This is a genomic window from Pseudomonas sp. Y39-6, assembly GCF_023651955.1.
GTDB lineage: Bacteria > Pseudomonadota > Gammaproteobacteria > Pseudomonadales > Pseudomonadaceae > Aquipseudomonas > Aquipseudomonas veronii.
In genome coordinates, this window is record NZ_CP069594.1 from 6,303,226 (window position 1) to 6,328,519 (window position 25,294).

The window sequence follows — 25,294 nt, forward strand, 5'->3', positions numbered from 1 at the left end:
ATCAGCGCTTGTGTTCCTTCACTTCGGCTTCGCGCAGGCGCGGGGCCAGCTTGTCGAGCACGCCATTGACGAACTTGTGACCGTCGGTCGAACCGTAGACTTTCGCCAGTTCGATGCCTTCGTTGATCACCACGCGGTACGGCACGTCGACGCGCTTGAGCAGCTCCCAGGTGGACAGGCGCAGTACGGCCAGTTCAACCGGGTCCAGCTCGTCGAGGGTCAGGTCCAGGCACGGTGCCAGCGCGATGTCGATCTCGGTCTTATTGGCCGGGACGCCGTGCAGGATGTCGTGGAAGTAGCTGGCATCGACGTCGCTGAAATCGTTATCGACGCGAAATTGCGCTTCGATTTCGTTCAGCGAGGTTTTCGCCATGTGCCACTGATACAGCGCCTGGGTCGCAAGCTGACGCGCTTCGCGACGCTTGACGCTCTTGGACGGCTTGCCGGCGTCGGCTGGGCGTGGGTCGCGCGGGTTGAAACGATCGCTCTCGTCGGAAATCACTTGGCCTCCAACTGCGCCAGCAGGCTGACCATTTCCAGGGCGGACAGGGCAGCTTCAGCACCTTTGTTACCGGCCTTGGTGCCGGAACGTTCGATGGCTTGTTCGATCGAATCCACGGTCAGCACGCCGAATGCAACCGGTACGCCGAACTCCATGGACACCTGGGCCAGGCCCTTGGTGCATTCGCCAGCCACGTATTCGAAGTGCGGCGTACCGCCACGAATGACCGCGCCCAGGGCGACGATCGCCGCGTATTCACCCCGTTGCGCAACTTTTTGCGCAACCAGTGGAATTTCGAAGGCGCCAGGGGCACGGATGATGGTGATGTCGCTCTCGCTCACACCGTGGCGAACCAGGGCGTCCACGGCACCGCTTACCAGGCTTTCAACCACGAAGCTGTTGAAGCGGCCAACCACCAGGGCATAGCGGCCTTTGGGGGCGATGAAGGTACCTTCGATGGTCTTCAGGGTCATTCGACAAATCTCTTAAAGAGCCGGGACGCGAAAAGTGCGTCCCTCAGTGATGATTTAACCGCGAACAAGGGGCGAAAATCGCCAGCCTTTATTCGGAGGGCACGTATTCTACAACTTCCAGGTCGAAACCGGATATCGCATTAAATTTCATCGGTGCGCTCATCAGGCGCATTTTGCGCACGCCGAGGTCACGCAGGATCTGCGAACCGGCACCGACGATGCTGTAGGTGGTCGGCGTTTTGACCTGGGCCTGCTCGGCGGCTTCACGGATATGAGCAAGCAATACGTCGCCATCCACCGGGTTGCCCAACAGCAACACCACCCCGCTGCCGGCCTCGGACACCGCGGCCATCGCGGCGCGCAGGCTCCAGCGCCCGGGTTGCTTGACCATCAACAGGTCGCGCAGCGGGTCCATGTTATGCACGCGCACCAGGGTCGGTTCGTCGGCGCAGATGGTGCCCAGGGTCAGCGCCATGTGAACGTCGCCTTCCACCGAATCACGGTAGGTCACCAGGTTGAATTGGCCCAGTTCGCTGTCCAGCGGCTGCTCGGCAATCCGCTGAACGGTACGTTCGTGGATCATCCGGTAGTGAATCAGGTCGGCAATCGTGCCGATCTTGAGGTTGTGTTGGGCGGCAAAGGTTTCGAGTTCGCTACGACGGGCCATGGTGCCGTCGTCGTTCATCACTTCGCAGATCACCCCGCTCGGCTCGAAACCGGCCATGCGCGCCAGGTCGCAGGCGGCTTCGGTGTGGCCGGCGCGGGCCAGGGTGCCGCCCGGCTGGGCCATCAGCGGGAAGATGTGGCCCGGGCTGACGATGTCTTCGGCCTTGGCGTCTTTCGCGGCGGCCGCTTGCACGGTGCGCGCACGGTCGGCGGCGGAGATCCCGGTGGTCACGCCGGTGGTGGCCTCGATCGATACGGTGAACTTGGTGCCGAACCCGGAACCGTTGCGCGGCGCCATCAGCGGCAGCTTGAGCAACTCGCAGCGTTCGCGGCTCATGGGCATGCAGATCAACCCACGGGCATGCTTGGCCATGAAGTTGATGTGCTCCGGCTTGCACGCCTCGGCGGCCATGATGATGTCGCCTTCGTTCTCACGGTCTTCGTCATCCATCAGGATGACCATCTTGCCTTGGCGGATATCTTCAACCAGTTCTTCGATGCTATTGAGCGCCACAGGGCACCCCCTTGGTCAGGATTTCAGGTAGCCGTTAGCGGCCAGAAAACTTTCGGTGATGTTACTGGCAGGCTTTTGTCGAGAGTCAGACTCTGCGGCCTTATCGCCCATAAGCAGGCGCTCCAGGTAACGGGCAAGCAAGTCGACTTCCAGGTTCACCCGGCGACCTGGCTGGTACGACGCCATGATGGTTTCGCTCAGGGTGTGGGGAATGATGGTCAGTGCGAATTCGGCGCCATCCACGGCGTTCACGGTCAGGCTGGTGCCATCGACGGTGATCGAGCCTTTGTGGGCGATGTATTTGGCCAACTCCTTGGGCGCGCGGATGCGGAACTCCACGGCGCGGGCGTTTTCGCTGCGCGCCACTACTTCGCCGACGCCGTCGACATGGCCGCTGACCAGATGACCGCCCAGGCGCGTGGTCGGGGTCAGGGCTTTTTCCAGGTTGACCGGGCTGCCGGCCTTGAGGTCGCTCATCGCCGTGCAGTCCAGGGTTTCGCGGCTGACATCGGCGGCAAAGCCGTTGCCCGGCAAGTCGACGACGGTCAGGCACACGCCGCTGACGGCGATGCTGTCGCCCAGCTTGACGTCGCCCAGGTCGAGCTTGCCGGTGTCAACCAGCAGGCGCACGTCGCCGCCCTTGGGGGTCATGGCACGGATGCTGCCGATGGATTCGATAATGCCGGTGAACATGGCCTTCTCCTGGAAAACGGTGCGGGCGTTTGAGCGCCCGGTCAGAATTATACGCTCGCTGCTGGCACAGGGATGGCAGTGACTCGCCAGTCATCGCCCACAGCGCGCATTTCAGTGATCTTGAGTTGGGGCGCGTCGGCCAGTTTCTCAAGCGGCCAGTCCAGCAAAGGCCGGGCTGCTGAGCCGAGGAACTTGCCGGCGACGAAAATCACGTATTCGTCCACCAGGCCCTGCTGGGCGAACGCGCCCGCCAGGCTTGGCCCGGCTTCCACCAGCACGTCGTTGACGCCACGGGCCGCCAACGCCACCAGCGCCGAGCGCAGGTCGACCTGGCCATCGACACCGGGCACCACCAGGCACTCGGGGCCACGGGGGAACTGGTTTTCCGCAGTGACACAGGTGATGACCAGCGCCGGGCCGGCCTTGAAGAACGGTGCATTGAGCGGCACCCGCAGGCGGCCGTCGATCAATACGCGCAGCGGCGGACGCGACATGGCCAGCGCGGTGGTTTCTGCGTCCAGGCCGAGTTCGGCGGCGCGCACGGTCAGGCGCGCACCATCGGCCAGCACGGTGTCGGCGCCGGTCAGCACTACGCTGGCCTCGGCGCGCAGGCGCTGCACGGCGGCGCGGGCGGCGGGGCCGGTGATCCATTGGCTCTCGCCGCTGGCCATCGCGGTGCGGCCGTCCAGGCTCATCGCCAGCTTGACCCGCACAAACGGCAGGCCGTGTTCCATGCGCTTGAGGAAACCTTTATTGAGCGCCCGCGCTTCCACTTCGAGCACACCGCTGCGCACTTCGATGCCGGCCTGGGCCAAGCGCTGCATACCGCGCCCGGCGACGTCCGGGTTGGGGTCCTGCATCGCCGCGACCACCCGCGCCACCCCGGCACTCACCAGCGCATCGGCGCACGGCGGGGTATGGCCGTAATGGCTGCAGGGTTCCAGGGTGACGTAGGCCGTGGCGCCACGGGCTTTGTCAGCGGCTGCGCGCAAGGCATGCACTTCTGCATGGGGCTCGCCGGTACGTACATGCCAACCTTCGCCGACGATCTGCCCATCGCGCACAATCACACACCCCACACGCGGGTTGGGATGGGTGGTGTACAGGCCGTTGCGCGCCAGTTCGAGGGCGCGGGCCATGTAATGGGCGTCGAGGATGGCCTGTTCAGCAGACGGTGGGTTCATTTTTTGATCGGCTCACGGGCCAGGCGGTCGATCTCTTCGCGGAACTCATTGAGGTCCTGGAAACGTCGATACACCGAAGCGAAACGGATATAGGCGACTTCGTCGAGCTTTTGCAGCTCGCCCATCACCAGCTCTCCAACCACCAGGGACTTGACCTCGCGCTCGCCGGTCGCGCGCAACTTGTGCTTGATATGCGCCAGCGCCGCCTCCAGCCGCTCGACACTCACCGGGCGTTTTTCCAGGGCGCGCTGCATACCGGCGCGCAATTTGTCTTCGTCGAAAGGCTGGCGGCTGCCGTCGGATTTGATCAGGCGCGGCAATACCAGTTCGGCGGTTTCGAAGGTGGTGAAACGTTCACCGCAGGCCAGGCATTCGCGCCGGCGACGCACTTGATCGCCCTCGGCGACCAGACGCGAGTCAATGACCTTGGTGTCGTTGGCACCGCAGAAGGGACAGTGCATGGTGGCAGGCAACAAAAAAAGGGAGGGCCATGGTAGCGCATCCCCGTGGCAAGACAAGCCATAGCCTTTACGGTATATAGGCTGACGATTATGTTTCGTGTTTTTTAAGCCACGGATTTTGTCCTTTCTGGAGCCGTACATGCAGTTACGACCACTCGTTTTACTCACCTTGTTCGGTTTTCTGGTCGCCTGCAGCAGCGAAGCCCCAAAACCTTCGACGCCGCAGCCTCAGCCGGCGCAAGAGAAAAAAGTCCCCGGCATCGAAGACCTCGGCCCGCTGCCGGCCTACCAGCGTGAGATCAACGGCAGCCTGACCAACGTGCCCGCCGGCGCCGAAGTCGAAATGGCGCTGTTGGTGATCGACGACCGCAGCCGCCCGCAACAACTGCTCGCCAGCAGCGTGCTGAGCGGCAACGGCAAGCCCCTGGCCTTCCGCCTGCGCTTCAGCCCCGACGCGTTCCCGGCCGGTGCGCGGGTCGAACTGCGCGGGCGCGCCAGCCAGTCCGGCCAACTGATCCTGCACCTGCCCGCAGTACGCATCACCCAGGCCATCACCCAGACCACCGGCCCCCTGCAACTCGTCAAGGCACCATGACGCCACCGCTCGACCTGCAACGGGCGCTGAGCGCCCTGATCGGCGACGCACAGCTGGTGCCCTGCCCGTTGCCGGGCACCGACCTGGCGTTGTGGCTGCTCGACGCCGACAACATGGACCGCGCCTTCAGCCCCGAAGAAACCCGGCGCATCCTGCATGAGCCGCCCTACTGGAGTTTTTGCTGGGCCAGCGGCCTGGCACTCGCACGCTACCTGGCGGCGAACCCGGAATGGGTCGCGGGCAAGCGCGTGCTGGATTTCGGCGCCGGCTCCGGCGTCGCCGGGATTGCCGCGGTCAAGGCCGGCGCGCTGGAAGTGGTGGCCTGCGACCTGGACCCACTGGCATTGGCGTCCTGCCGTGCGAATGCCGAACTCAACGGGGTTGAACTGGGCTATTCGACGGACTTTTTCGCCGAGGCCGACCGCTTCGACCTGATCCTGGTGGCCGACGTGCTCTACGACCGCGCCAACCTGCCGCTGCTCGACCAATTCCTCACGCGCGGGCGTGAAGCACTGGTGGCGGACTCGCGGGTGCGGGACTTTCAGCATCCGGATTATCAGCGCCTGGCGATACTCGATGCCCTGACATTGCCGGACTTGGCCGAGCCTTGGGAGTTTCGCAAGGTGAGCCTGTACCATTCGCGGCGCCAGCCCTTATAGTTGCCCCATTCCCGCTTTATTCGAGACGCCCCATGAGTGAGCCCACGCCGTATATCTTCGACGCCACCACCGCCACGTTCGACCAGGCGGTGATCCAGAACTCCTTCGAAAAGCCCGTGCTCGTGGACTTCTGGGCCGAGTGGTGCGCGCCGTGCAAGGCGTTGATGCCGATGCTGGCGAAGATCGCCGAGAGTTATCAGGGCCAATTGCTGCTGGCCAAGGTCGATTGCGAGGCCGAGCAGGACATCGTTGCGCGCTTTGGTATTCGCAACCTGCCGACGGTGGTGCTGTTCAAGGACGGCCAACCGGTGGACGGGTTTGCCGGGGCGCAGCCGGAGTCGGCGGTGCGGGCGATGCTCGAACCTCACGTGCAGATGCCGCCGCCGGCTGCGGCGGACCCGCTGGAGCAGGCTCAGGCGCTGTTTGCCGAGGGCCGTATCAGTGAAGCCGAAGCCGTGCTGGTCGCGCTGCTGGGCGAAGACAACAGCAACGCCGGCGCGCTGATTCTGTACGCGCGCTGCCTGGCCGAACGCGGTGAATTGGGTGAAGCCCAGGCCGTTCTCGACGCCGTCAAGAGCGACGAGCACAAGGCCGCCCTCGCTGGCGCCAAGGCGCAAATCACCTTCCTGCGCCAGGCCGCCGACCTGCCCGACCCCGCCGACCTGAAAAGCCGCCTGGCGCAAAACCCGCAGGACGATGAAGCGGCCTATCAGTTGACCATTCAGCAACTGGCACGCCAGCAGTACGATGCCGCGCTGGAAGGCTTGCTCAAACTGTTCATCCGCAACCGCAGCTACAGCGAAGGCTTGCCGCACAAGACCTTGCTGCAGGTGTTCGAACTGCTGGGCAACGATCACCCGCTGGTGACCGCGTACCGCCGCAAGCTGTTCGCCGCGCTGTACTAATCGCCCTGTAGGAGCGAGCTTGCTCGCGAAAAACTCAAGGACACCGCATTCATTCAGGATGGGCGCGTTGTGGTTGACGCTCTTCGCAAGCAAGCTCGCTCCTACAACGGGTCAATCCAGGTATAGAGCGGCGTATCACCGCCGCTGCTGACCTTGACCTGGCCGCTATGGCGCAGGCGCACCAGCAGGCGCTTGCCCGCCGCGGCGTCGCCGGCCAGTCCTTCCAGTTGATCGAGCAATTCCAGCCCGTTGAGCTGGCCGGCGGCGCGCAACAGGTCCTGGGCGTTCTGCCACAGGTCATCGTTCTGCTTGACCGCAACAACCGGCGCAGCGGTGGCACTGGGCACCGGCGTCGTCTGCAACTGCGCGCGCAGGCGTGCCCAATCAGCGTCATCCAGCTCCAGGGTCAAGTCCACCGGCAGGTCGCCGACAGTTCCACGAATCCGCAACATCGTCCCTACTCCTGCATTTTTTCCGACGGGCATGCTCCCATGCGGCTTGCGCAACGCCAAGCGGACGGTCAAACTCTCGACACTATTGTTATAAGATCACATAACATAAATTTCATGTTCTGGAGCTTCCCCATGCGCCGTCTGCTGCTTGCTTTGCCGTTTGCCCTGCTGCCACTGGCTATCGCCCACGCCGCTGACGAGCATGATCATGAGCATGCCAGTCTGGGAGCCCATGAACACGGGGTCGGCCGTCTCAACGCAGTGCTCGACGGCCAGGCCCTGGAGCTTGAGCTGGACAGCCCGGCGATGAACCTGGTGGGGTTCGAACACCCGGCCACCAGCGCCGCCGACAAAGCCAAGGTCGCCGCCGTGCGCAAACAGCTGGAAAACCCAGCCGCCCTGTTCAACCTGCCCAAGGCCGCCGGTTGCGTGGTCAGCACCCAGGAACTCAACAGCCCGCTGTTCGGCGACAAGCCCGAAGCCGAGCATGATGACGACGATGACGACCACGCCACCGCCGACAAAGACGCGGCCGCCCACGAGCATCATCACGACCACAGCGAAATCCACGCCCACTACCAGTTCACCTGCGCCACGCCGACGGCCTTGAGCAACCTCGACCTGAGCCAGGTGTTCAAGACCTTCCCCGCCACCCAGAAAATTCAGGTACAACTGATCGGCCCGAGCGGCCAGCAAGGTGTGGAAGCGACGGTCACAGCAGCCACCCTGAAGTTCTGAGTAGCCATGAGCCACGCATTGATCGAACTGTCCGACCTGGGCTTCAACTGGCCCGGACACCCGCCGTTGCTGGACATCCCCGCGTTCCGCCTGGAACCGGGGGAGACCCTGTTTCTCAAGGGCCCCAGCGGCAGTGGCAAGACCACCCTGCTCGGCCTGCTGGGCGGCGTGCAGACACCCGGCCGAGGCAGCATCCGTCTGCTCGGCCAGGAACTGACCGACCTCTCGGCCGGTGCCCGCGACCGTTTTCGCGTCGACCACACCGGCTACATCTTCCAGCAGTTCAACCTGCTGCCGTTCCTGTCGGTGCGCGAAAACGTCGAGTTGCCGTGCCACTTTTCCAAGCTGCGCGCGCAGCGGGCCAAGCAGCGCCACGGCAGTGTCGACCAGGCCGCCGCGGCGTTGCTGGCGCACCTGGGGTTGAAGGACAGCGCCCTGCTGGAGCGCCGCGCCGACTCGCTGTCGATCGGCCAGCAACAACGGGTGGCCGCCGCCCGTGCGCTGATCGGCCAGCCGGAGCTGGTGATCGCCGACGAACCCACCTCGGCGCTGGACTACGACGCCCGCGAAGCCTTCCTGCAACTGTTGTTCGCCGAATGCCGCGAGGCCGGCGCCAGCCTGTTGTTTGTCAGCCATGACCAGAGCCTGGCTCCGCTGTTCGACCGTCACCTGTCGCTGGCCGAACTCAATCGCGCCGCCACGCCCGCAGAGGTTTGAGATGTATCTGTTCCGTCTAGCCATGGCCAGCCTGGCTAACCGCCGCTTTACCGCGATCCTCACCGCCTTCGCCATCGCCCTTTCGGTGTGCCTGCTGCTGGCGGTGGAGCGGGTACGTGTTGAAGCGCGCAACAGTTTCGCCAGCACCATCAGCGGCACCGACCTGATCGTCGGCGCGCGCTCCGGCTCGGTCAACCTGCTGCTGTATTCGGTGTTCCGCATCGGCAACGCCACCAACAATATCCGTTGGGACAGCTACGAACACTTCGCCGCCAACCCGCAGGTGAAATGGGCGATTCCGATCTCCCTCGGCGACTCCCATCGCGGCTACCGGGTGATGGGCACCAACGAATCCTATTTCGAGCACTACCAGTACGGCCGCAAGCAACACCTCGAACTGGCCAGCGGCCGCGCCTTCGCCACCGATCCGTTCGAAGTGGTACTCGGCGCCGAAGTGGCCGAAGCGCTGCACTACAAGCTCGGCGATCAGTTGGTGCTGGCCCATGGCGTGGCGGTGGTGAGCCTGGTCAAGCACGATGACAAACCGTTCACCGTGGTCGGCATCCTCAAGCGCACCGGCACCCCGGTGGACCGCACACTGCATATCAGCCTCGGCGGCATGGAGGCGATCCATATCGACTGGCACAACGGCGTGCCGGCCCAGGGCAAAGGCCGCATCAGTGCCGATCAGGCGCGCAACATGGACCTGACCCCGCAGGCGATCACCGCCTTCATGCTCGGCTTGAACAACAAGATCTCCACCTTCGCCCTGCAACGCGAGATCAATGAATTCCGTGGCGAACCGATGCTGGCGATCCTGCCCGGCGTGGCGCTGCAAGAGCTGTGGAGCATGATGGGCACCGCGGAAAAAGCGCTGTTCGTGATCTCGCTGTTCGTGGTGCTGACCGGTTTGATCGGCATGCTCACCGCGATCCTCACCAGCCTCAACGAGCGCCGTCGCGAAATGGCGATCCTGCGTTCGGTGGGCGCGCGGCCGTGGCATATCGCGACGTTGCTGATCTTCGAAGCCTTCGCCCTGGCGCTGTCCGGTGTGATCGCCGGCGTGGGTCTGCTGTACGTGTGCATCGCCGCTTCACGCGGGTACCTGCAGGCCAACTACGGCCTGGACCTGCCGATGGCCTGGCCCAGCGAGTATGAATGGAGCTTGCTCGCCGGTATCCTCGCGGCGGCGCTGCTGATGGGCAGCGTGCCGGCGTGGCGGGCCTATCGACAATCCTTGGCCGATGGCCTGTCCATACGTTTATGAGGAAGGCTTCGATGCGTCGTGCCCTGTTTGCCCTGTTGTTGCTGCTGGCTGCGCCCGCCTGGGCGGAGGATCAGCCCAAGGATTTGTCCTGGCAGGAGATGATCCCGGCGGACGCGCCGCCGGAAATCCCCAATATGAAACCGCTGCACGACCTGTCGAAAATGGCCGATGCGTTATCGGTGGAGGCCGCGCCAGCGGCCAAGCAGGACTTGCCCAACGCACCGGTGGTGCCAAGCCTCGACGGCCGGCATATCCGCCTGCCGGGCTATATCGTGCCGCTGGAAGTCAGTGAAGAAGGCCGTACCACCGAGTTCCTGTTGGTGCCGTATTTCGGCGCGTGCATTCACGTACCGCCACCGCCGTCGAACCAGATCGTGCATGTGAAAAGCGAAGTCGGCGTGAAACTCGACGAGCTGTATCAGCCGTATTGGATCGAGGGCGTGATGCAGGTCAAACCGTCCTCCAGTGAGTTGGCCGACGCCGGCTATCAGATGGATGCCGAGAAGATTTACGTCTACGAATTGCCGGAATAGCGCTTATCACCCATTCATTGAGCTGCGTCAAAAGACCGAACGGAACGATCTTTACCATTGGATGTACAACCTTTAAACGTCCTCTGGAGCTCCCATGAACAATAAGTCTCTGCTCGGCGCGTCACTCTTCGCGCTCGCCCTCGCCGCCCCCGTTGCCCACGCTTACGAGGCCGGTGACATCCTGATTCGTGCCGGTGCGATTACCGTGAACCCGAACACAGACAGCGGTAACGTCAAAGTTGACCAGGGCCCATCGACCGGCGCCAACCTGGGCGGCAAGGCGACCTTGAGCAGCGACACGCAACTGGGTCTGAACTTCGCCTATATGTTCAGCAGCCACTGGGGTATCGAACTGCTGGCGGCCACCCCGTTCTCGCATGACGTGAAACTCAAGGGCACTTCCGTAAACGCAGCCAACGGTAAGCTCGGCTCCCTGAAACAACTGCCGCCAACCCTGAGCGTCGTGTACTACCCGCTGGACAGCGCCTCGAAGTTCCAACCGTATGTGGGTGCCGGTATCAACTACACCTGGATCTATGACGAGAGCCTCAGCGGCAGCGCGAAACAAAGCGGTTTCAGCAACTTCAAGGCCGACAACTCCTGGGGCTGGGCCGCACAGATCGGTGCTGACTACATGATCACCGACAAGTGGATGATCAACGGCCAGGTCCGTTATATCGACATCAGCACCACGGCCACCGTGGAAAACAACGGTCTGGGCCCAGGCACTCGCGCCAAGGTCAATGTTGACGTTGATCCATTCGTTTACATGGTTGGTATCGGCTACAAGTTCTAAGCGATATTTAACAAACACCGCAAAACCAATGTGGGAGGGGGCTTGCCCCCGATAGCGCGGCGTCAGTCAACAGATTCATTGACTGAGCCACCGCTATCGGGAGCAAGCACCCTCCCACATTTTGCTTTGGGGTGTTTCAGCTACGGCGGTAGAACCGATCCAGCAACGCCGGCAACCCTGCTCGCCACGCCCGCGGCTTGATGCCGAAGGTGTGGAGGATTTTCTTGCAGGCCAGCACCGCGTGTTGTGGTTCTTCACCGGCATCCGGCCGAGCCGCATGGGCCTGGGCGGTGGGGGCTTCGATCACCAGCGCACGGAAACTGCGCGCTTCGGTGAGGATCGCCTGGCCCAGCGCCAACGGCGTGGTCGCCTCGTGACCGGCGTAGTGATAAGTGCCCCACAGCGGCGCCGCGCAGTCGAGTTGCTTGAGCACGGAGATGATCACCCGCGCCGCATCGTCCACCGGCGTCGGATTGCCGCGACGGTCATCTGCCATCAGCAGTTCTTCAGTCTGCTCGGCCCGCGCCAGGAAACGCCCGAGGGTGCCGTCGACACTGTCATCCAGCAGCCAGCCAAAGCGCAGCAACACATGCTGCGGGCAGGTGGCGCGCACGCTCTGTTCGATACGCCACAACGCCTGGCCGCGCAGGCCCAGGGGCACCGGCTCGTCCTTTTCGCTGTAGGCAGTGGCGCGGGAGCCATCGAACACGCGGTAGCTGGACGGTTGCAGCAAGGTGATGCTGTGGTGCTGACACAGTTCGGCCAGGCGTTCGATCGCCGACTCCTGGGCGGCCAGACGGCTTTCGCTGACCGTTTCGGCCTGGAACCAATCGAAATAGTAGGCGAGGTTGATCAACGCATCGGGACGGGTGTCGTCGAGCAATTGGGTAAGGCTCGCGGCATCCCAGCCGTCTTGGGGCGGTTTGGGGGCGAGGAAACCGATGTCTTCCTCTGCACCGAGGCGAATCAGCGCCTGCCCGAGGGCATTCCCGCCGCCCAACAACATAAGGCGCATTCGCATAGATTGAGCTGGCCCGGTCTGTTTGGAACGATGGCTAGTATCGACAGGCGTTTGAGCCTTGCCGTGGGTATTTGCCAGAATCGTTGCATTTTGCGGGTTTGTAGCGCAACCGTCACGGACAAAGTGCGGGCTTGCAACTTGGCCCGGGCGGTTGCATATAGGGATCATGAACCTTCCTGAAACAACCAATACGGTCTTGAACGGCTTTCACCCCGCCGTCAGCGCCTGGTTCCGCAGCACCTTCCCCTCGGTGACCCACGCCCAGGCCCAGGCGTGGCCGCTGATCCGCCAGCGCCGCTCGACGCTGATCGCCGCACCCACCGGCTCCGGCAAGACGCTGACGGCCTTCCTCGCAGTGCTCGATGACCTGGTTCATCAAGGCCTGGCCAACGGCGGGCAACTGCCGGATGAAACCCAGGTGGTGTATGTGTCGCCGCTCAAGGCGCTGTCCAACGACATCCAGATCAACCTGCAAACCCCGCTGACCGGGATCACCGCGCATTTACAGCAACTGGGCCTGCCACCGCTGGCGATCCGCACCGCCGTGCGTACCGGCGACACGCCGCAAAAAGACCGCGTGCTGATGCGCAAGCGTGCGCCGCATATTCTGGTGACCACGCCGGAATCGCTCTACGTGCTGCTGGGCTCGGACTCCGGCCGGCAGATGCTCGCCAGCACGCGCACGGTGATCGTCGATGAGATCCATGCGATCGCGGCGGGCAAACGCGGCAGTCACCTGGCCCTGAGCCTCGAACGCCTGCAAGGCTTGTGCGCCGAGCCGTTGATACGCATCGGTCTGTCGGCCACGCAAAAACCCATCGAGGCGGTGTCGCGTTTTCTGGTGGGCACGGCACGTCCGTGCGCGATCGTCGACATCGGCCATGCGCGCCCGCGTGACCTGGATATCGAAGTGCCGTCGGTGCCGCTGTCAGCGGTAATGGCCAACGACGTGTGGGAATTGGTCTACGACCGCCTCGCCGCCCTCGCCCGCGAACACCGCACCACGCTGATTTTCGTCAACACCCGGCGCCTGGCCGAACGCCTGGCGCGGCATTTAAGCGAGCGCCTGGGCAAGTCCGCCGTGGCCGCGCACCACGGCAGCCTGGCCAAGGAGTTGCGCCTGGACGCCGAACAACGGCTCAAGGCCGGCGCGCTGCAAGTGCTGATCGCCACCGCATCCCTGGAGTTGGGGATCGATATCGGCGAGGTCGACCTGGTGTGCCAGATCGGCTCGCCCGGTTCCATCAATGGGTTTCTGCAAAGAGTCGGCCGCTCCGGGCACCAGGTCGGCGGCACGCCCAAGGGGCGCCTGTTCGCTACCACCCGCGATGACCTGATCGAATGCGCCGCCCTGCTCGACTGCGTGCGCCGGGGCGAGTTGGACACCTTGCACATTCCGGTCGCGCCGCTGGACGTGCTGGCCCAGCAAATCGTCGCCGAAGTCAGCGCACGGGAATGGCCGGAACAGGCGCTGCTCGAACTTATCCACCGCGCCGCGCCCTATGCCGAGCTGGATGAACGCCATTACCAGGCGCTGGTGCAGATGCTCTGCGACGGCTACAACGGCCGCCAGGGCATCCGCAGCGCCTACCTGCACCGCGACGCCGTGACCGGCACCCTGCGCGGCCGTCGGGGCGCCAGGCTGACCGCCGTGACCAGCGGCGGCACCATCCCCGACAACGCCGACTACAGCGTGTTGCTCGAGCCTCAGGGCCTGAACATCGGCAGCGTCAACGAAGACTTCGCGGTGGAAAGCATCGCCGGGGATGTCTTCCAGCTCGGTAATACGTCCTACCGGATCTTGCGGGTCGAAGCCGGCAAGGTGCGGGTCGAGGACGCCCATGGCCAGCCGCCGACCATCCCGTTCTGGCTCGGCGAAGCGCCGGGGCGCAGCCGCGAACTGTCGGCGGCGGTCGCGCGTTTGCAGGGCCAGTTGGACGAACTGCTCGGCGCCACGCCCGGCGATCTGCAGCCCACCCTCGCCTGGCTCACCGACACCCTGGGCCTGAACCGCGCCAGCGCCGAGCAGATCGTGGATTACCTGGCCCGCGCGCGCCTGGCGCTCAGCGCGTTGCCGTCCCAGGACACGCTGATCATGGAGCGGTTTTTCGACGAGTCCGGCGGCACCCAACTGATCATCCACACGCCGTTCGGCAGCCGTATCAACCGCGCCTGGGGCCTGGCGCTGCGCAAGCGTTTCTGCCGCACCTTCAACTTCGAACTGCAAGCGGCGGCCAGCGAGAATGCGATCGTGCTGTCGCTGTCCACCAGCCACAGTTTCGCGCTGGATGAGGTGTGGCGTTATCTCAACAGCCAGACCGCCGAGCACCTGCTGATCCAGGCCGTGCTCGACGCGCCGTTGTTCGGCGTGCGCTGGCGCTGGAACGCCGGGGTGGCCCTGGCGTTGCCGCGTTTTACCGGCGGGCGCAAGGTGGCGCCGCAGATCCAGCGGATGAAAAGCGAAGACCTGATCGCCAGCGTGTTTCCCGACCAGATCGCGTGCCTGGAAAACCTCGCCGGCGAGCGCGAAGTACCCGACCACCCGCTGGTCGAACAAACCCTGGATGACTGCCTGCACGAAGCGATGGACAGCGACGCCTGGCTGGCCCTGTTGCGGCGCATCGAGCGCGGCGAGGTACGCCTGATCAGCCGCGACCTGCCGGCGCCCTCGCCCATGGCCGCGGAAATTCTCAGCGCGCGGCCCTACACCTTTCTCGACGACGCGCCGCTGGAAGAACGCCGCACCCAGGCCGTGCTCAACCGGCGCTGGAGCGACCCGCAGAGCACCGACGACCTTGGCGCGCTGGACGCCGACGCCATCGCCGGCGTGCGCGAAGAGGCCTGGCCGGCGCCCCATGGCCTGGATGAAATGCATGAGGCGTTGATGAGCCTGGCGTGCATCGTCGACAGCGAGGTCACGCCGCAATGGCGGCAGTGGTTGCAAACGCTGGCCAAGGGCGGACGCGCCTGTCATCTGCCCCAAGGCCAGTGGGTGGCGGTGGAACGCCTGAGTTGCTTGCGGGCGATTTACCCCAACGACTTGCCGCTGTTACCCGGCTTCGATGAGCCCTGGACCTTCGATGACGCGCTGGTGGAAGTGCTGCGCGCGCGCCTCGGGGGGTTCGGCCCGCTGAGCCTGATCGAAATCGCCGCGCCCCTTGGGCTGCCGGTGACCGACATCGCCCAGGCCCTGGCCCGCCTGGAGCAGGAAGGCTATGTGTTGCGCGGGCGTTTCAGCCCCGGCGCCCGCGAGGAACAATGGTGCGAACGGCACCTGCTGGCGCGGATTCATCGCTACACGGTCAAGCGCCTGCGCCGGGAAATCGAGCCTGTGGCGTTGCAGGACTTCATGCGCTTTCTGTTCGATTGGCAGCACCTGTCCGACGGTACGCGTGGCCAGGGCAGCGCGATGTTGCCGCAGATCGTCGCCCAGTTCGAAGGCTACGCGGCGGCCACCTCGGCCTGGGACAGTGACTTGCTCAGCGCGCGGCTCAAGGATTACACATCAACCTGGCTCGACGACCTGTGCCGCAGCGGCAAGCTGGTGTGGACACGCCTGAGCAACAAGCCCGGCGCCACCGCCCTGCGCAGCACGCCCGTGGTGCTGCTGCCGCGCAGCCAGGTGCCGCTGTGGAGCGGGCTGACCGAACAGACCGACAGCACGACGTTGTCGCCCAAGGCGCAGAAAGTCCACCAGACCCTGCGCGAACACGGCGCGTTGTTTTTCGATGAGCTGGCCCACGAAGCCCATCTGCTGCGCAGCGAGCTGGAAACGGCGCTGCAGGAGCTGGTCGGTGCCGGCCTGGTGAACGCCGACAGTTTCGCCGGGCTGCGTGCACTGACCACGCCCGCGAGTAAACGCCAGGCGCGCAGCAGCCGGCGCGGGCGCGGTGCATTTGTCGGCGGCATGGACGATGCCGGGCGCTGGGCGCTGATCCGGCGCCCGTCGACCGCCGCCGGCCCGCACTCGGCCGAAACCCTGGAGCATGTGGCGATGACCTTGCTGCGTCGCTACGGCGTGGTGTTCTGGCGACTGCTGGAGCGCGAGGCGGATTGGCTGCCAAACTGGCGCGAACTGTTGCGCACCTTTCACCGCCTGGAGGCACGCGGGGAGATTCGCGGCGGGCGGTTCGTCAGCGGGTTGGCGGGCGAGCAGTTTGCGTTGCCGGAAGCGATCCCGCTGCTGCGTGAGGTGCGGCGGCGGGCCCATGATGGAAGCCTGATCGCGGTGTGCGGGGCTGATCCGCTGAACCTGGTGGGCACGCTGCTACCGGGCAGCAAGGTGCCGGCGGTGAGTGGTAACCGGATTGTGTATCGCGATGGGCTGCCGGCGGCGGTGATGGTGGCTGGCAAGCAACAGATACTGCTGGATGTGGATCAGCAGGCGGTGCAGGAGAAGTTGATCAGGCATTGAGTCAGGGTGACTTTGAAGGCCTCATCGGGGGCAAGCCCCCTCCCACACGTTGATCTGTGAACACAATCAAATGTGGGAGGGGGCTTGCCCCCGATGAGGCCAGAACATCATCAGGCCTATAGGAAGCTGACGAGGCGAGCGAGGGCGGTGACGACGAAACATTCTTCACACACCAAACCGGCTGCGATACTCGCTGGGGGCCAGGCCGGTGATTTTCTTGAAGGTGGCGCGAAACGCGCTGGGGTCCTGATAGCCCACGGTCCAGGCGATATGGTCGATGGTGCCGTTGGTGAACTCGAGCATTTGCCGGGCTTTGCCCACTCGCAGGTGCTGGCAGTATTCGGTGGGTTTCAAACCCGTCGCGCCGCGAAAGCGCCGCAGGAACGTGCGTTCTTCGAGGCCGGCTTCCTGCGCCATCGCCGCCACCGAGACATCCACCGCGCCACTGGCTTGCAACCAGTGCTGCACTTTCAGGATCGCGCCGTCGCCATGCCCGAGAATCGGCGCAAAGTTGCTGCCGCACTGGCTGGCGCTGTCGCTGTGTTCGATCACCAGAAAGCGCGCCGTGTCCGCCGCAACGCTCGGCCCCATGAGGCGGTCGACCAGACGCAGGCCCAGTTCGGACCACGCCATCAGCCCGGCGGTGGTGATCAGGTCGCCGTCATCGACGATCGGTTTATCCGCTTCCAGACGCACCGCGGGGTAATGCTCTGCGAACGTACTGGCGGAAGACCAATGGGTGGTGGCGCTGCGCCCGTCCAGCAAACCACTGCGCGCCAGCATGATCGAGCCGATGCACACGCCACCGAGCACGGTGCCCGCCGCGTGTTGTTGGCGTAGCCATTGCAACAACGCGGGTGGCGTCTGTTGCTCGGTGAATTCGCCAATCGACGGTGGTACCAGCACGGCCATCAGCGGTTGGCCGGGGCCGGGATGGCTGGCGAATACGCGCGCGGGCGTACCATCTGCCGCCACCTGCCAATGGCTGACCCGCAGCAGCGGCAATTGCGCGGATTGGTGCGCGGCGGCGATCCGGTTGGCCACCCCGAACAGATCGGTCAGGCCATGCACCGCCGCCAGTTGCGCGCCCTGATAGATCAACACACCCAACTCGATGATCGAGCGTTCCACGGCCATTGTCAGTTTTCCCCCTGTTATTGTCGGTGCAGCCAATCCCCGGTCGGTGCGCCAGCTAAGATACTGGCGCCCATCAACCCATCACGAGGCAACACACATGGCCAAGCAAGCGCTCATCCTAATCGATATCCAGAACGACTACTTCCCCCAAGGCAAGTGGCCGCTCGACGGCGTGGAAGCCGCGGCAGACAAGGCCGCGCAGGCGCTGCAGGCATTTCGCCAGGCGGGCGATGCGGTGATTCATGTGCGCCATGAGTTCACCTCGGAAGATGCGCCGTTCTTCACCCCAGGCTCCGAAGGCGCGCATCTGCACCCCAAGGTGCTGAACGAAGGCAGTGAGCCGGTGGTGCTTAAACATTTCGTGAATGCGTTTCGCGAAACCCAGCTGCGCACCGTGCTGGAACAACGCAGCATCACTGACCTGGTGGTGGTCGGCAGCATGAGCCATATGTGCATCGACGCCGTGGTACGGGCGGCGGCGGACCTCGGTTACAAGGTCACCGTGCTCCATGACGCCTGCGCCACGCGGGATCAGGAGTTCAACGGGCAAGTGATTCCGGCGGCGCAGGTGCATGGGGCGTATATGGCATCGCTGGCATTTGGGTATGCGAGCGTGGTGTCGACGCAGGAATACTTGCAGGCGCAAGCGGCGGCCTGACCGCCACGTGCGGGCGTGGGGCTAGCGGGTTGCGATGATGAACAGGCGCGGGAAAGGCAGCAGCACGGTGCCATCAGCCAGGGCCGGATAAGCCTGGGTAATTCGCGCCTGATAGTCCTGCAGGAAAGCGGCTTTTTCGTCGTCACTCAACGGTGCGAGGAACGGCCGCAATGCCGAGGCCTTGAACCACTCCACCACAGCCGCGTGATCCGCCAGCGGGTGCAGGTAGGTGGTGCGCCACACGTCGACGGCGCTGCAGTGTTTGCTCAGCAGTTCGTAGTAATAGCTCGCCGTGTGCCGTTCATTGTGTTTGACCGCGCCGATCCTGGCGGACCATGGGCCATCGGCGGCGACTTCACGCGCCAGCCGATGGGCGGGCTCGTCGAGGTTGTCCGGGGTTTGCACCGCCAGGGTTCCGCCGGAGGTCAACTGGCTGACCAGGTGCGGGTAAAGCGTGGCGTGGTCCGGCAGCCATTGCAGGGAAGCATTCGCCAGGATCACATCGAACGGTTGCGCCGGGCTCCAGGCGCCGATATCCGCCCGTTCGAAGTTCAGCGTCGGCAGGCGCTTGCGGGCGTCGGCCAGCATGTCGTCGGAGCTGTCCATGCCGGTGACGCGAGCCTGCGGAAAACGCTCGGCCAACACTTGCGTGGAATTACCGGGGCCGCAGCCCAGGTCGACGGCGGTTTGCACCGCGGTATTGGGAATGGCCGCGACCAGATCACGGACGGGGCGTGTGCGCTGTTGTTCGAACAGCGTGTATTGCTTGGCGGACCAGGTCATCGCGGCGTTCCTTGTGTTTAAAGGTTGGCCACAGCCTAAATCGTGTGAGCCGCGAGAACAAACGCCAGGGATCACCTTACCATCGGAAGATGCCAACGCCCTTACGCAGCGCGCGCAAAACCGAACTAAGATCAGATTAGACCTGCACGAGCCAAGTCCTCTGCGGGTCGTTAATACCCATGCCAGCGTAGTGTCTACGGACGGTTTTCTGGCCTTCACCGCCAAGTCTGTACACGTCAATGGAGCTACGCCATGACTTATCTGACAACTCGCGAAGGCAACGAGCTTTACTATAAGGACTGGGGCAGCGGCCAGCCTGTTATGTTCTGCCACGGCTGGCCACTGAACAGCGACAGCTGGGAATCGCAAATGCTGCATTTCGCCAACAACGGTTTTCGCGCCATCGCGCATGACCGCCGAGGGCATGGCCGCTCAAGCCAGCCGTGGGGCGGCAATGACATGGACCACTACGCGGACGACCTGGCGGAACTGATTGAGCACCTGAATCTGAGCAACGTGATCCTCTTCGGTTTTTCCACCGGAGGCGGTGAAGTTGCACGCTATATCGCTCGTCATGGCACTTCGCGCGTGGCCAAAGCCGGCTTGATCTGCGCGGTAACGCCATTGATGCTGAAAACCCCCAGTAACCCCCAAGGGACGCCGATCGAAGTTTTTGACGGGATGCGTGCCGACTCTATTGCCAACCGTTCGCAGCTCTACCTTGATCTGGCCAGCGGCCCTTTCTATGGATTCAACCGGGTAGGCGTCAAACCCTCGCAAGGCTTGATCAATTCATTCTGGATGCAGGGTGTAATGGGAGGGCACAAAAATACCTTCGACAGCATCAAGGCATTTTCTGAAACCGACTTTCGGGATGACCTGAAGCATTTCAATATCCCCACGCTCATTATCCATGGGGGCGACGATCAGATCGTGCCGATCCAGGCGTCAGCCTTGGAAAGCAAACGCCTCATTCCAGACGCCCAGTTGTTGGTGTATTCAGGCGCCCCTCATGGGTTGACCGACACTCACAAGCAGCGGGTCAACGCCGATATGTTGCGCTTCGCGCAGTTTTAGACGATGTAAGGCGCATAAAAAACCGCGCGGCCTTGTCGGCGGCGCGGTTTTTTTAGTTTGCTGCGGGGTGCGTTGGTATGGCCTAGAACGGAATATCGTCATCAAAGCTGTCGAAATCCGCAGCCGGTTGCGGAGCGGCCTGCTGTGGCGCTGGGCGCGACTCACGCTGTGGTTGCTGGCTTGGCTGCGGACGCGACTGCTGTGGACGCGGTGCCGAGTTGGACATGCCGCCCTGGCCCTGTTGGTCGCCCTGTGGACGGCCGCCGAGCAGTTGCATGGTGCCTTGCATGTCGACCACGATTTCAGTGGTGTAACGCTTGATGCCGTCTTTTTCCCACTCGCGGGTCTGCAGTTTGCCTTCGATGTAGACCTGCGAACCTTTGCGCAGGTATTCACCGGCGATCTCTGCCACTTTGCCGAACATCGACACACGGTGCCATTCGGTTTTCTCGACCTTCTGGCCGGTCTGCTTGTCGGTCCACTGTTCGCTGGTCGCCAGACTCAGGTTGGTCACGGCGTTACCGTTAGGCAAGTAGCGAACTTCGGGATCCTGGCCGCATGTACCGACCAATATGACTTTGTTAACCCCACGGGCCATAACGTTCTCCTAAGCTGGGCGCGCTGTCGGCACTGGGTTGACCAGTTGCTCGAGCGTCGCGCGATCCAATAATTCGGTGTCCAATTTGATGTAGATGGCGGCTTCTTCAGCAATAACCACAGCATCGGTAACCCCTGTAACGGCCTTAAGACGCTCGGCCAAGCCAGCTTCGCGTATCGCTTCAGGCGATAACGGCAAGCGCAGACTCGTCACATAGGGAGGTTCGCGCATGGTAACAGCAAAGGCTAGCCAGAGGGCAGCCAGACCTGCGCATCCGAGGAACACAACCGACAAACCGCCGTGCTGGAACATCCAGCCACCCATGATGCCGCCCAGTGCAGAGCCCAGGAACTGGCTGGTGGAATACACCCCCATCGCCGTGCCCTTGCCGCCGGCCGGTGAAACTTTACTGATCAGCGAAGGCAGCGAAGCCTCCAGCAGGTTGAACGCGGTGAAGAACACCACCGTACCGATTACCAGCGCCCGCAGGCTGTCGCCGAACTGCCAGAAGAATAGCTCAGTGAGCATCAGCGTCACGACGGCGCCGAGCAAAATTCGTTTCATTTTGCGTTTCTTCTCGCCATAGATGATGAACGGGATCATGGCGAAGAATGAAATCAGCAGCGCGGTCAGGTAGACCCACCAGTGTTGTTCCTTGGGCAACCCGGCTTTTTGCACCAGGGCCAGGGGCAAGGCCACGAAGCTGCACATCAGCATCGCGTGCAACACGAAGATACCCAAATCCAGGCGCAGCAGGTCCGGGTGCTTGAGGGTCGGCAGCAGCGCCTGGCGCGCGACGCCGGATTCACGGTGCTGCAGAGTGCCGGTGGAACGCGGCACCATGAAGGCCACGATCACGATACCGAACAACGCCATGCCGCCGGTGGCCAGGAACAGCCCGTGCAAACCGAAGGCGCGGGTCAGCAACGGGCCGACCACCATCGCGACGGCGAACGACAGGCCGATGGTCATGCCGATCATGGCCATGGCCTTGGTGCGGTGTTGTTCGCGGGTCAGGTCCGACAGCAAGGCCATGACCGCTGCGGAAATCGCGCCGGCGCCCTGTAGGACACGCCCGGCAATCACGCCCCAGATCGAATCGGACTGGGCCGCGAGTACGCTGCCGAGGGCAAACACGATCAACCCGAGGTAGATCACCGGGCGGCGGCCGATGCGGTCGGAAATGATCCCGAACGGAATCTGGAAAATTGCCTGGGTCAGGCCATAAGCGCCAATGGCCAGGCCGATCAGGGCGGGGGTCGCGCCTGCGAGATCCATCCCGTAGGTCGCCAGCACCGGCAACACCATGAACATGCCAAGCATACGGAAGGCGAACACCAGGGCCAGACCGCTTGCTGCTCGGGTCTCGCCGCTACTCATGCGTTCGCTGTGGGGATCGTGCATGGAAAAACCTCGTGTGAACCGGCGGCGATTCTACCAGTCCCATCGATTGAGAGGGTATATGCGGCGGTTTGCCGCGCAGGTTTCATGTAAGGCTGCACCTGGCACCTTGACAGTGTATATTCATCCAGTCTTTAGCCGTATACTCCGGCATTATTTACGCCCGCCGTGCGAGGCCATCTTGGACAAGATCCTGATTCGTGGGGCTAGAACCCACAACCTGAAGAACATCGACCTGACCCTGCCCCGGGACAAACTGATCGTCATCACCGGTTTGTCCGGGTCCGGCAAATCGTCGCTGGCGTTCGACACGCTGTACGCCGAAGGCCAGCGGCGCTATGTCGAGTCGCTGTCGGCCTATGCCCGCCAGTTTCTGTCGATGATGGAAAAGCCCGACGTCGACACCATCGAAGGCCTGTCGCCGGCAATTTCCATCGAGCAGAAGTCGACTTCCCACAACCCGCGCTCCACCGTGGGCACCATCACCGAGATCTACGACTACCTGCGCCTGCTGTATGCGCGCGTCGGTATCCCGCGTTGCCCGGACCACGACATCCCGCTGGAAGCCCAGACCGTCAGCCAGATGGTCGACCTGGTGCTGGCCCAGCCGGAAGGCGCCAAGCTGATGCTGCTGGCGCCGGTGATTCGCGAGCGCAAGGGTGAACACCTTTCAGTGTTTGAAGAACTGCGCGCGCAAGGTTTCGTGCGTGCGCGGATTAACGGCAAGCTGTACGAGCTGGACGAAGCGCCGAAGCTCGACAAGCAGAAGAAGCACTCGATCGATGTCGTGGTCGACCGCTTCAAAGTACGCGCCGACTTGCAGCAGCGCCTGGCGGAATCCTTCGAGACAGCCCTGAAGCTGGCGGACGGTATCGCCCTGGTCGCGCCGATGGACGACGAACCGGGCGAAGAGATCATCTTCTCCGCACGCTTTGCCTGCCCGATCTGTGGCCACGCCATCAGCGAGCTGGAACCCAAGCTGTTTTCCTTCAACAACCCGGCCGGCGCCTGCCCGACCTGCGATGGCCTGGGCGTGAAGCAGTTTTTCGACATCAAGCGCCTGGTCAATGGCGAGCTGACGCTGGCGGAAGGTGCGATACGCGGCTGGGACAGGCGTAACGTCTATTACTTCCAGATGCTCGGCTCATTGGCCTCGCACTATAAGTTCAGCCTGGAAGTACCGTTCAACCAACTGCCGGCGGATCAGCAGAAGGTCATTCTCAACGGCAGCGGTTCGCAGAACGTCGACTTCAAATACCTCAACGACCGTGGCGATATCGTCAAGCGCTCGCATCCGTTCGAAGGCATCGTGCCCAACCTCGAACGCCGCTACCGCGAGACCGAGTCGGCGAGCGTGCGGGAAGAACTGGCCAAGTTCCTCAGCACCCAGCCCTGCCCGGATTGCCGAGGCACCCGCCTGCGCCGTGAGGCGCGGCACGTATGGGTTGGCGAGAAGACCCTGCCGGCGGTGACCAACCTGCCGATTGGCGACGCCTGTGAATATTTCGGCGTACTCAAGCTGACCGGACGCCGTGGGGAGATTGCCGACAAGATCCTCAAGGAGATTCGCGAGCGCCTGCAGTTCCTGGTCAACGTCGGCCTGGATTACCTGTCGCTGGACCGCAGCGCCGATACCTTGTCGGGCGGTGAAGCCCAGCGCATCCGCCTGGCCAGCCAGATCGGCGCCGGCCTGGTGGGCGTGTTGTATATCCTCGATGAGCCGTCGATTGGCTTGCACCAGCGCGATAACGATCGCCTCCTGGGCACGCTGAAACACCTGCGGGACATCGGCAACACGGTGATCGTGGTCGAGCACGACGAAGACGCGATTCGCCTGGCCGATTATGTGGTCGATATCGGCCCGGGCGCTGGCGTGCATGGTGGGCATATCGTCGCCCAAGGCACGCCTGCCGAAGTGATGGCTCATCCAGACTCGCTGACCGGCAAGTACCTGTCCGGGCGCGTGAGGATTGAAGTGCCGTCCAAGCGCACGCCACGCAACAAGAAGATGGCGTTGCACCTCAAGGGCGCGCGCGGCAACAACCTGCGCAATGTCGACTTGGAAATTCCGCTGGGTCTGTTGACCTGCGTGACGGGTGTTTCCGGCTCGGGCAAGTCGACGCTGATCAACAACACGCTGTTCCCGTTGAGCGCCACCGCCCTGAACGGCGCGACCACGCTGGAAGCGGCTGCACATGACAGCATCAAGGGCCTGGAGCTCCTCGACAAAGTGGTCGATATCGACCAGAGCCCGATTGGCCGTACCCCCCGCTCCAACCCGGCGACCTATACCGGGCTGTTCACGCCCATTCGCGAGTTGTTCGCCGGCGTGCCGGAATCCCGCTCGCGGGGCTACGGGCCGGGCCGGTTCTCGTTCAACGTCAAGGGCGGGCGCTGCGAAGCGTGCCAGGGCGATGGCTTGATCAAGGTGGAGATGCACTTCCTGCCGGACATCTACGTGCCGTGCGATGTGTGCAAGAGCAAGCGCTACAACCGCGAAACCCTTGAGATCAAATACAAGGGCAAGAACATCCACGAAACCCTGGAGATGACCATCGAGGAAGCGCGGGTGTTCTTCGACGCGGTTCCGGCGTTGGCGCGCAAGCTGCAGACGCTGATGGATGTGGGCTTGTCGTACATCAAGCTGGGGCAATCGGCGACCACGCTGTCCGGTGGTGAAGCGCAACGGGTCAAGCTGTCCCGTGAGCTGTCCAAGCGCGATACCGGTAAAACCCTGTATATCCTCGATGAGCCGACCACGGGCCTGCACTTCGCGGACATTCAGCAATTGCTGGATGTGTTGCACCGCCTGCGTGACCACGGCAACACCGTGGTGGTGATCGAGCACAACCTGGATGTGATCAAGACCGCCGACTGGCTGGTCGACCTCGGGCCGGAAGGCGGTTCCAAGGGCGGTCAGATCATCGCGGTAGGTACACCGGAGCAGGTCTCCGAGATGCCGCAATCGCACACGGGTTACTACTTGAAACCGTTGCTCGCGCGCGACCGGGCCTGATTTATCCGGCCCAATAAAAAGCCCCTGTCACTTC

At 63.4% G+C, this 25,294-nt stretch carries 24 protein-coding genes; 12 read left to right on the forward strand and 12 right to left on the reverse strand.

Features of this window, described 5'->3' with window-relative positions; genetic code table 11:
* Position 1 precedes the first annotated feature (1 nt).
* From nusB to nrdR, 6 genes are all read right to left on the reverse strand, one after another.
* A complete protein-coding gene (gene nusB, locus JN756_RS28715; protein WP_017849576.1) occupies positions 2–502 on the reverse strand; it encodes a transcription antitermination factor NusB in 501 nt (166 codons plus the stop codon).
* Positions 499–975 (reverse strand): 6,7-dimethyl-8-ribityllumazine synthase, encoded by a 477-nt coding sequence (gene ribH, locus JN756_RS28720; protein ID WP_017849577.1) that lies wholly within the window; start codon positions 973–975, stop codon positions 499–501. Before ribH ends, nusB begins: the two co-directional genes overlap by 4 nt.
* An 88-nt stretch (positions 976–1,063) precedes the next feature.
* Positions 1,064–2,155: a bifunctional 3,4-dihydroxy-2-butanone-4-phosphate synthase/GTP cyclohydrolase II gene (ribBA, locus tag JN756_RS28725; protein ID WP_201021592.1), complete on the reverse strand. Its 1,092-nt coding sequence runs from the start codon at positions 2,153–2,155 to the stop codon at positions 1,064–1,066.
* A gap of 15 nt (positions 2,156–2,170) precedes the next feature.
* On the reverse strand, positions 2,171–2,848 hold the full coding sequence (locus JN756_RS28730; RefSeq protein WP_017849579.1) for a riboflavin synthase: 678 nt from the start codon (positions 2,846–2,848) through the stop codon (positions 2,171–2,173).
* A gap of 47 nt (positions 2,849–2,895) precedes the next feature.
* The gene (ribD, locus tag JN756_RS28735) at positions 2,896–4,032 is read right to left on the reverse strand and encodes a bifunctional diaminohydroxyphosphoribosylaminopyrimidine deaminase/5-amino-6-(5-phosphoribosylamino)uracil reductase RibD (RefSeq protein WP_046381891.1); all 1,137 of its coding nucleotides are present in this window, start codon (positions 4,030–4,032) and stop codon (positions 2,896–2,898) included.
* Positions 4,029–4,493, reverse strand: a complete 465-nt coding sequence (gene nrdR / locus JN756_RS28740; RefSeq protein WP_026140361.1) for a transcriptional regulator NrdR — start codon at positions 4,491–4,493, stop codon at positions 4,029–4,031. The genes ribD and nrdR overlap by 4 nt, the downstream gene beginning before the upstream one ends.
* Before the next feature lie 139 nt (positions 4,494–4,632).
* On the opposite strand from nrdR, the gene JN756_RS28745 reads away from it, so the two are divergent.
* The 3 genes from JN756_RS28745 to trxA are packed head-to-tail and all read left to right on the forward strand — an operon-like array spanning position 4,633 to position 6,652.
* A complete protein-coding gene (locus tag JN756_RS28745) occupies positions 4,633–5,088 on the forward strand; it encodes a YbaY family lipoprotein (protein WP_017849582.1) in 456 nt (151 codons plus the stop codon).
* The gene (locus tag JN756_RS28750; protein WP_201021593.1) at positions 5,085–5,747 is read left to right on the forward strand and encodes a class I SAM-dependent methyltransferase; all 663 of its coding nucleotides are present in this window, start codon (positions 5,085–5,087) and stop codon (positions 5,745–5,747) included. Before JN756_RS28745 ends, JN756_RS28750 begins: the two co-directional genes overlap by 4 nt.
* A 32-nt stretch (positions 5,748–5,779) precedes the next feature.
* Positions 5,780–6,652: a thioredoxin gene (gene trxA, locus JN756_RS28755; RefSeq protein ID WP_177029849.1), complete on the forward strand. Its 873-nt coding sequence runs from the start codon at positions 5,780–5,782 to the stop codon at positions 6,650–6,652.
* A gap of 101 nt (positions 6,653–6,753) precedes the next feature.
* On the opposite strand, the gene JN756_RS28760 is transcribed toward trxA, so the two are convergent.
* Positions 6,754–7,104 (reverse strand): hypothetical protein, encoded by a 351-nt coding sequence (locus JN756_RS28760; protein ID WP_128191662.1) that lies wholly within the window; start codon positions 7,102–7,104, stop codon positions 6,754–6,756.
* 132 nt (positions 7,105–7,236) lie between these two features.
* On the opposite strand from JN756_RS28760, the gene JN756_RS28765 reads away from it, so the two are divergent.
* From JN756_RS28765 to JN756_RS28785, 5 genes are all read left to right on the forward strand, one after another.
* Positions 7,237–7,842 (forward strand): DUF2796 domain-containing protein, encoded by a 606-nt coding sequence (locus tag JN756_RS28765; RefSeq protein WP_046381887.1) that lies wholly within the window; start codon positions 7,237–7,239, stop codon positions 7,840–7,842.
* A 6-nt stretch (positions 7,843–7,848) separates the two neighbouring features.
* Entirely contained in the window at positions 7,849–8,559 is a 711-nt protein-coding gene (locus JN756_RS28770) for an ABC transporter ATP-binding protein (protein WP_057005475.1), read from the forward strand.
* A gap of 1 nt (position 8,560) precedes the next feature.
* Positions 8,561–9,826, forward strand: a complete 1,266-nt coding sequence (locus JN756_RS28775) for an ABC transporter permease (RefSeq protein WP_026140362.1) — start codon at positions 8,561–8,563, stop codon at positions 9,824–9,826.
* A gap of 11 nt (positions 9,827–9,837) precedes the next feature.
* Positions 9,838–10,359, forward strand: coding sequence for a DUF3299 domain-containing protein (locus JN756_RS28780; RefSeq protein ID WP_046482555.1), 522 nt, complete (start codon positions 9,838–9,840; stop codon positions 10,357–10,359).
* A gap of 94 nt (positions 10,360–10,453) precedes the next feature.
* Positions 10,454–11,155, forward strand: coding sequence for an OmpW/AlkL family protein (locus JN756_RS28785; RefSeq protein ID WP_079444805.1), 702 nt, complete (start codon positions 10,454–10,456; stop codon positions 11,153–11,155).
* Between the two features lie 136 nt (positions 11,156–11,291).
* On the opposite strand, the gene JN756_RS28790 is transcribed toward JN756_RS28785, so the two are convergent.
* On the reverse strand, positions 11,292–12,176 hold the full coding sequence (locus JN756_RS28790) for a sugar nucleotide-binding protein (RefSeq protein WP_026140363.1): 885 nt from the start codon (positions 12,174–12,176) through the stop codon (positions 11,292–11,294).
* 166 nt (positions 12,177–12,342) lie between these two features.
* Between JN756_RS28790 and JN756_RS28795 the strand changes: the two genes are divergently transcribed.
* On the forward strand, positions 12,343–16,590 hold the full coding sequence (locus tag JN756_RS28795; RefSeq protein WP_201021594.1) for a DEAD/DEAH box helicase: 4,248 nt from the start codon (positions 12,343–12,345) through the stop codon (positions 16,588–16,590).
* A gap of 165 nt (positions 16,591–16,755) precedes the next feature.
* Here JN756_RS28795 and JN756_RS28800 read toward each other — a convergent pair whose 3' ends face one another.
* Positions 16,756–17,727: a GlxA family transcriptional regulator gene (locus tag JN756_RS28800; protein WP_046482562.1), complete on the reverse strand. Its 972-nt coding sequence runs from the start codon at positions 17,725–17,727 to the stop codon at positions 16,756–16,758.
* Between the two features lie 97 nt (positions 17,728–17,824).
* On the opposite strand from JN756_RS28800, the gene JN756_RS28805 reads away from it, so the two are divergent.
* Positions 17,825–18,385 carry a cysteine hydrolase family protein gene (locus tag JN756_RS28805; protein WP_169881740.1) on the forward strand — a complete coding sequence of 187 codons (561 nt, stop codon included), beginning with the start codon at positions 17,825–17,827 and terminating at the stop codon, positions 18,383–18,385.
* Between the two features lie 21 nt (positions 18,386–18,406).
* Here JN756_RS28805 and tam read toward each other — a convergent pair whose 3' ends face one another.
* A complete protein-coding gene (tam, locus tag JN756_RS28810; RefSeq protein ID WP_046381880.1) occupies positions 18,407–19,168 on the reverse strand; it encodes a trans-aconitate 2-methyltransferase in 762 nt (253 codons plus the stop codon).
* A 252-nt stretch (positions 19,169–19,420) separates the two neighbouring features.
* Between tam and JN756_RS28815 the strand changes: the two genes are divergently transcribed.
* Entirely contained in the window at positions 19,421–20,245 is an 825-nt protein-coding gene (locus JN756_RS28815; protein ID WP_057005471.1) for an alpha/beta fold hydrolase, read from the forward strand.
* Positions 20,246–20,327: 82 nt separating this feature from the next.
* On the opposite strand, the gene JN756_RS28820 is transcribed toward JN756_RS28815, so the two are convergent.
* The gene (locus JN756_RS28820) at positions 20,328–20,843 is read right to left on the reverse strand and encodes a single-stranded DNA-binding protein (RefSeq protein ID WP_017849542.1); all 516 of its coding nucleotides are present in this window, start codon (positions 20,841–20,843) and stop codon (positions 20,328–20,330) included.
* A gap of 9 nt (positions 20,844–20,852) precedes the next feature.
* Entirely contained in the window at positions 20,853–22,247 is a 1,395-nt protein-coding gene (locus JN756_RS28825) for an MFS transporter (RefSeq protein WP_046381879.1), read from the reverse strand.
* A gap of 178 nt (positions 22,248–22,425) precedes the next feature.
* On the opposite strand from JN756_RS28825, the gene uvrA reads away from it, so the two are divergent.
* A complete protein-coding gene (gene uvrA, locus JN756_RS28830) occupies positions 22,426–25,260 on the forward strand; it encodes an excinuclease ABC subunit UvrA (protein WP_017849544.1) in 2,835 nt (944 codons plus the stop codon).
* Positions 25,261–25,294: the final 34 nt, after the last annotated feature.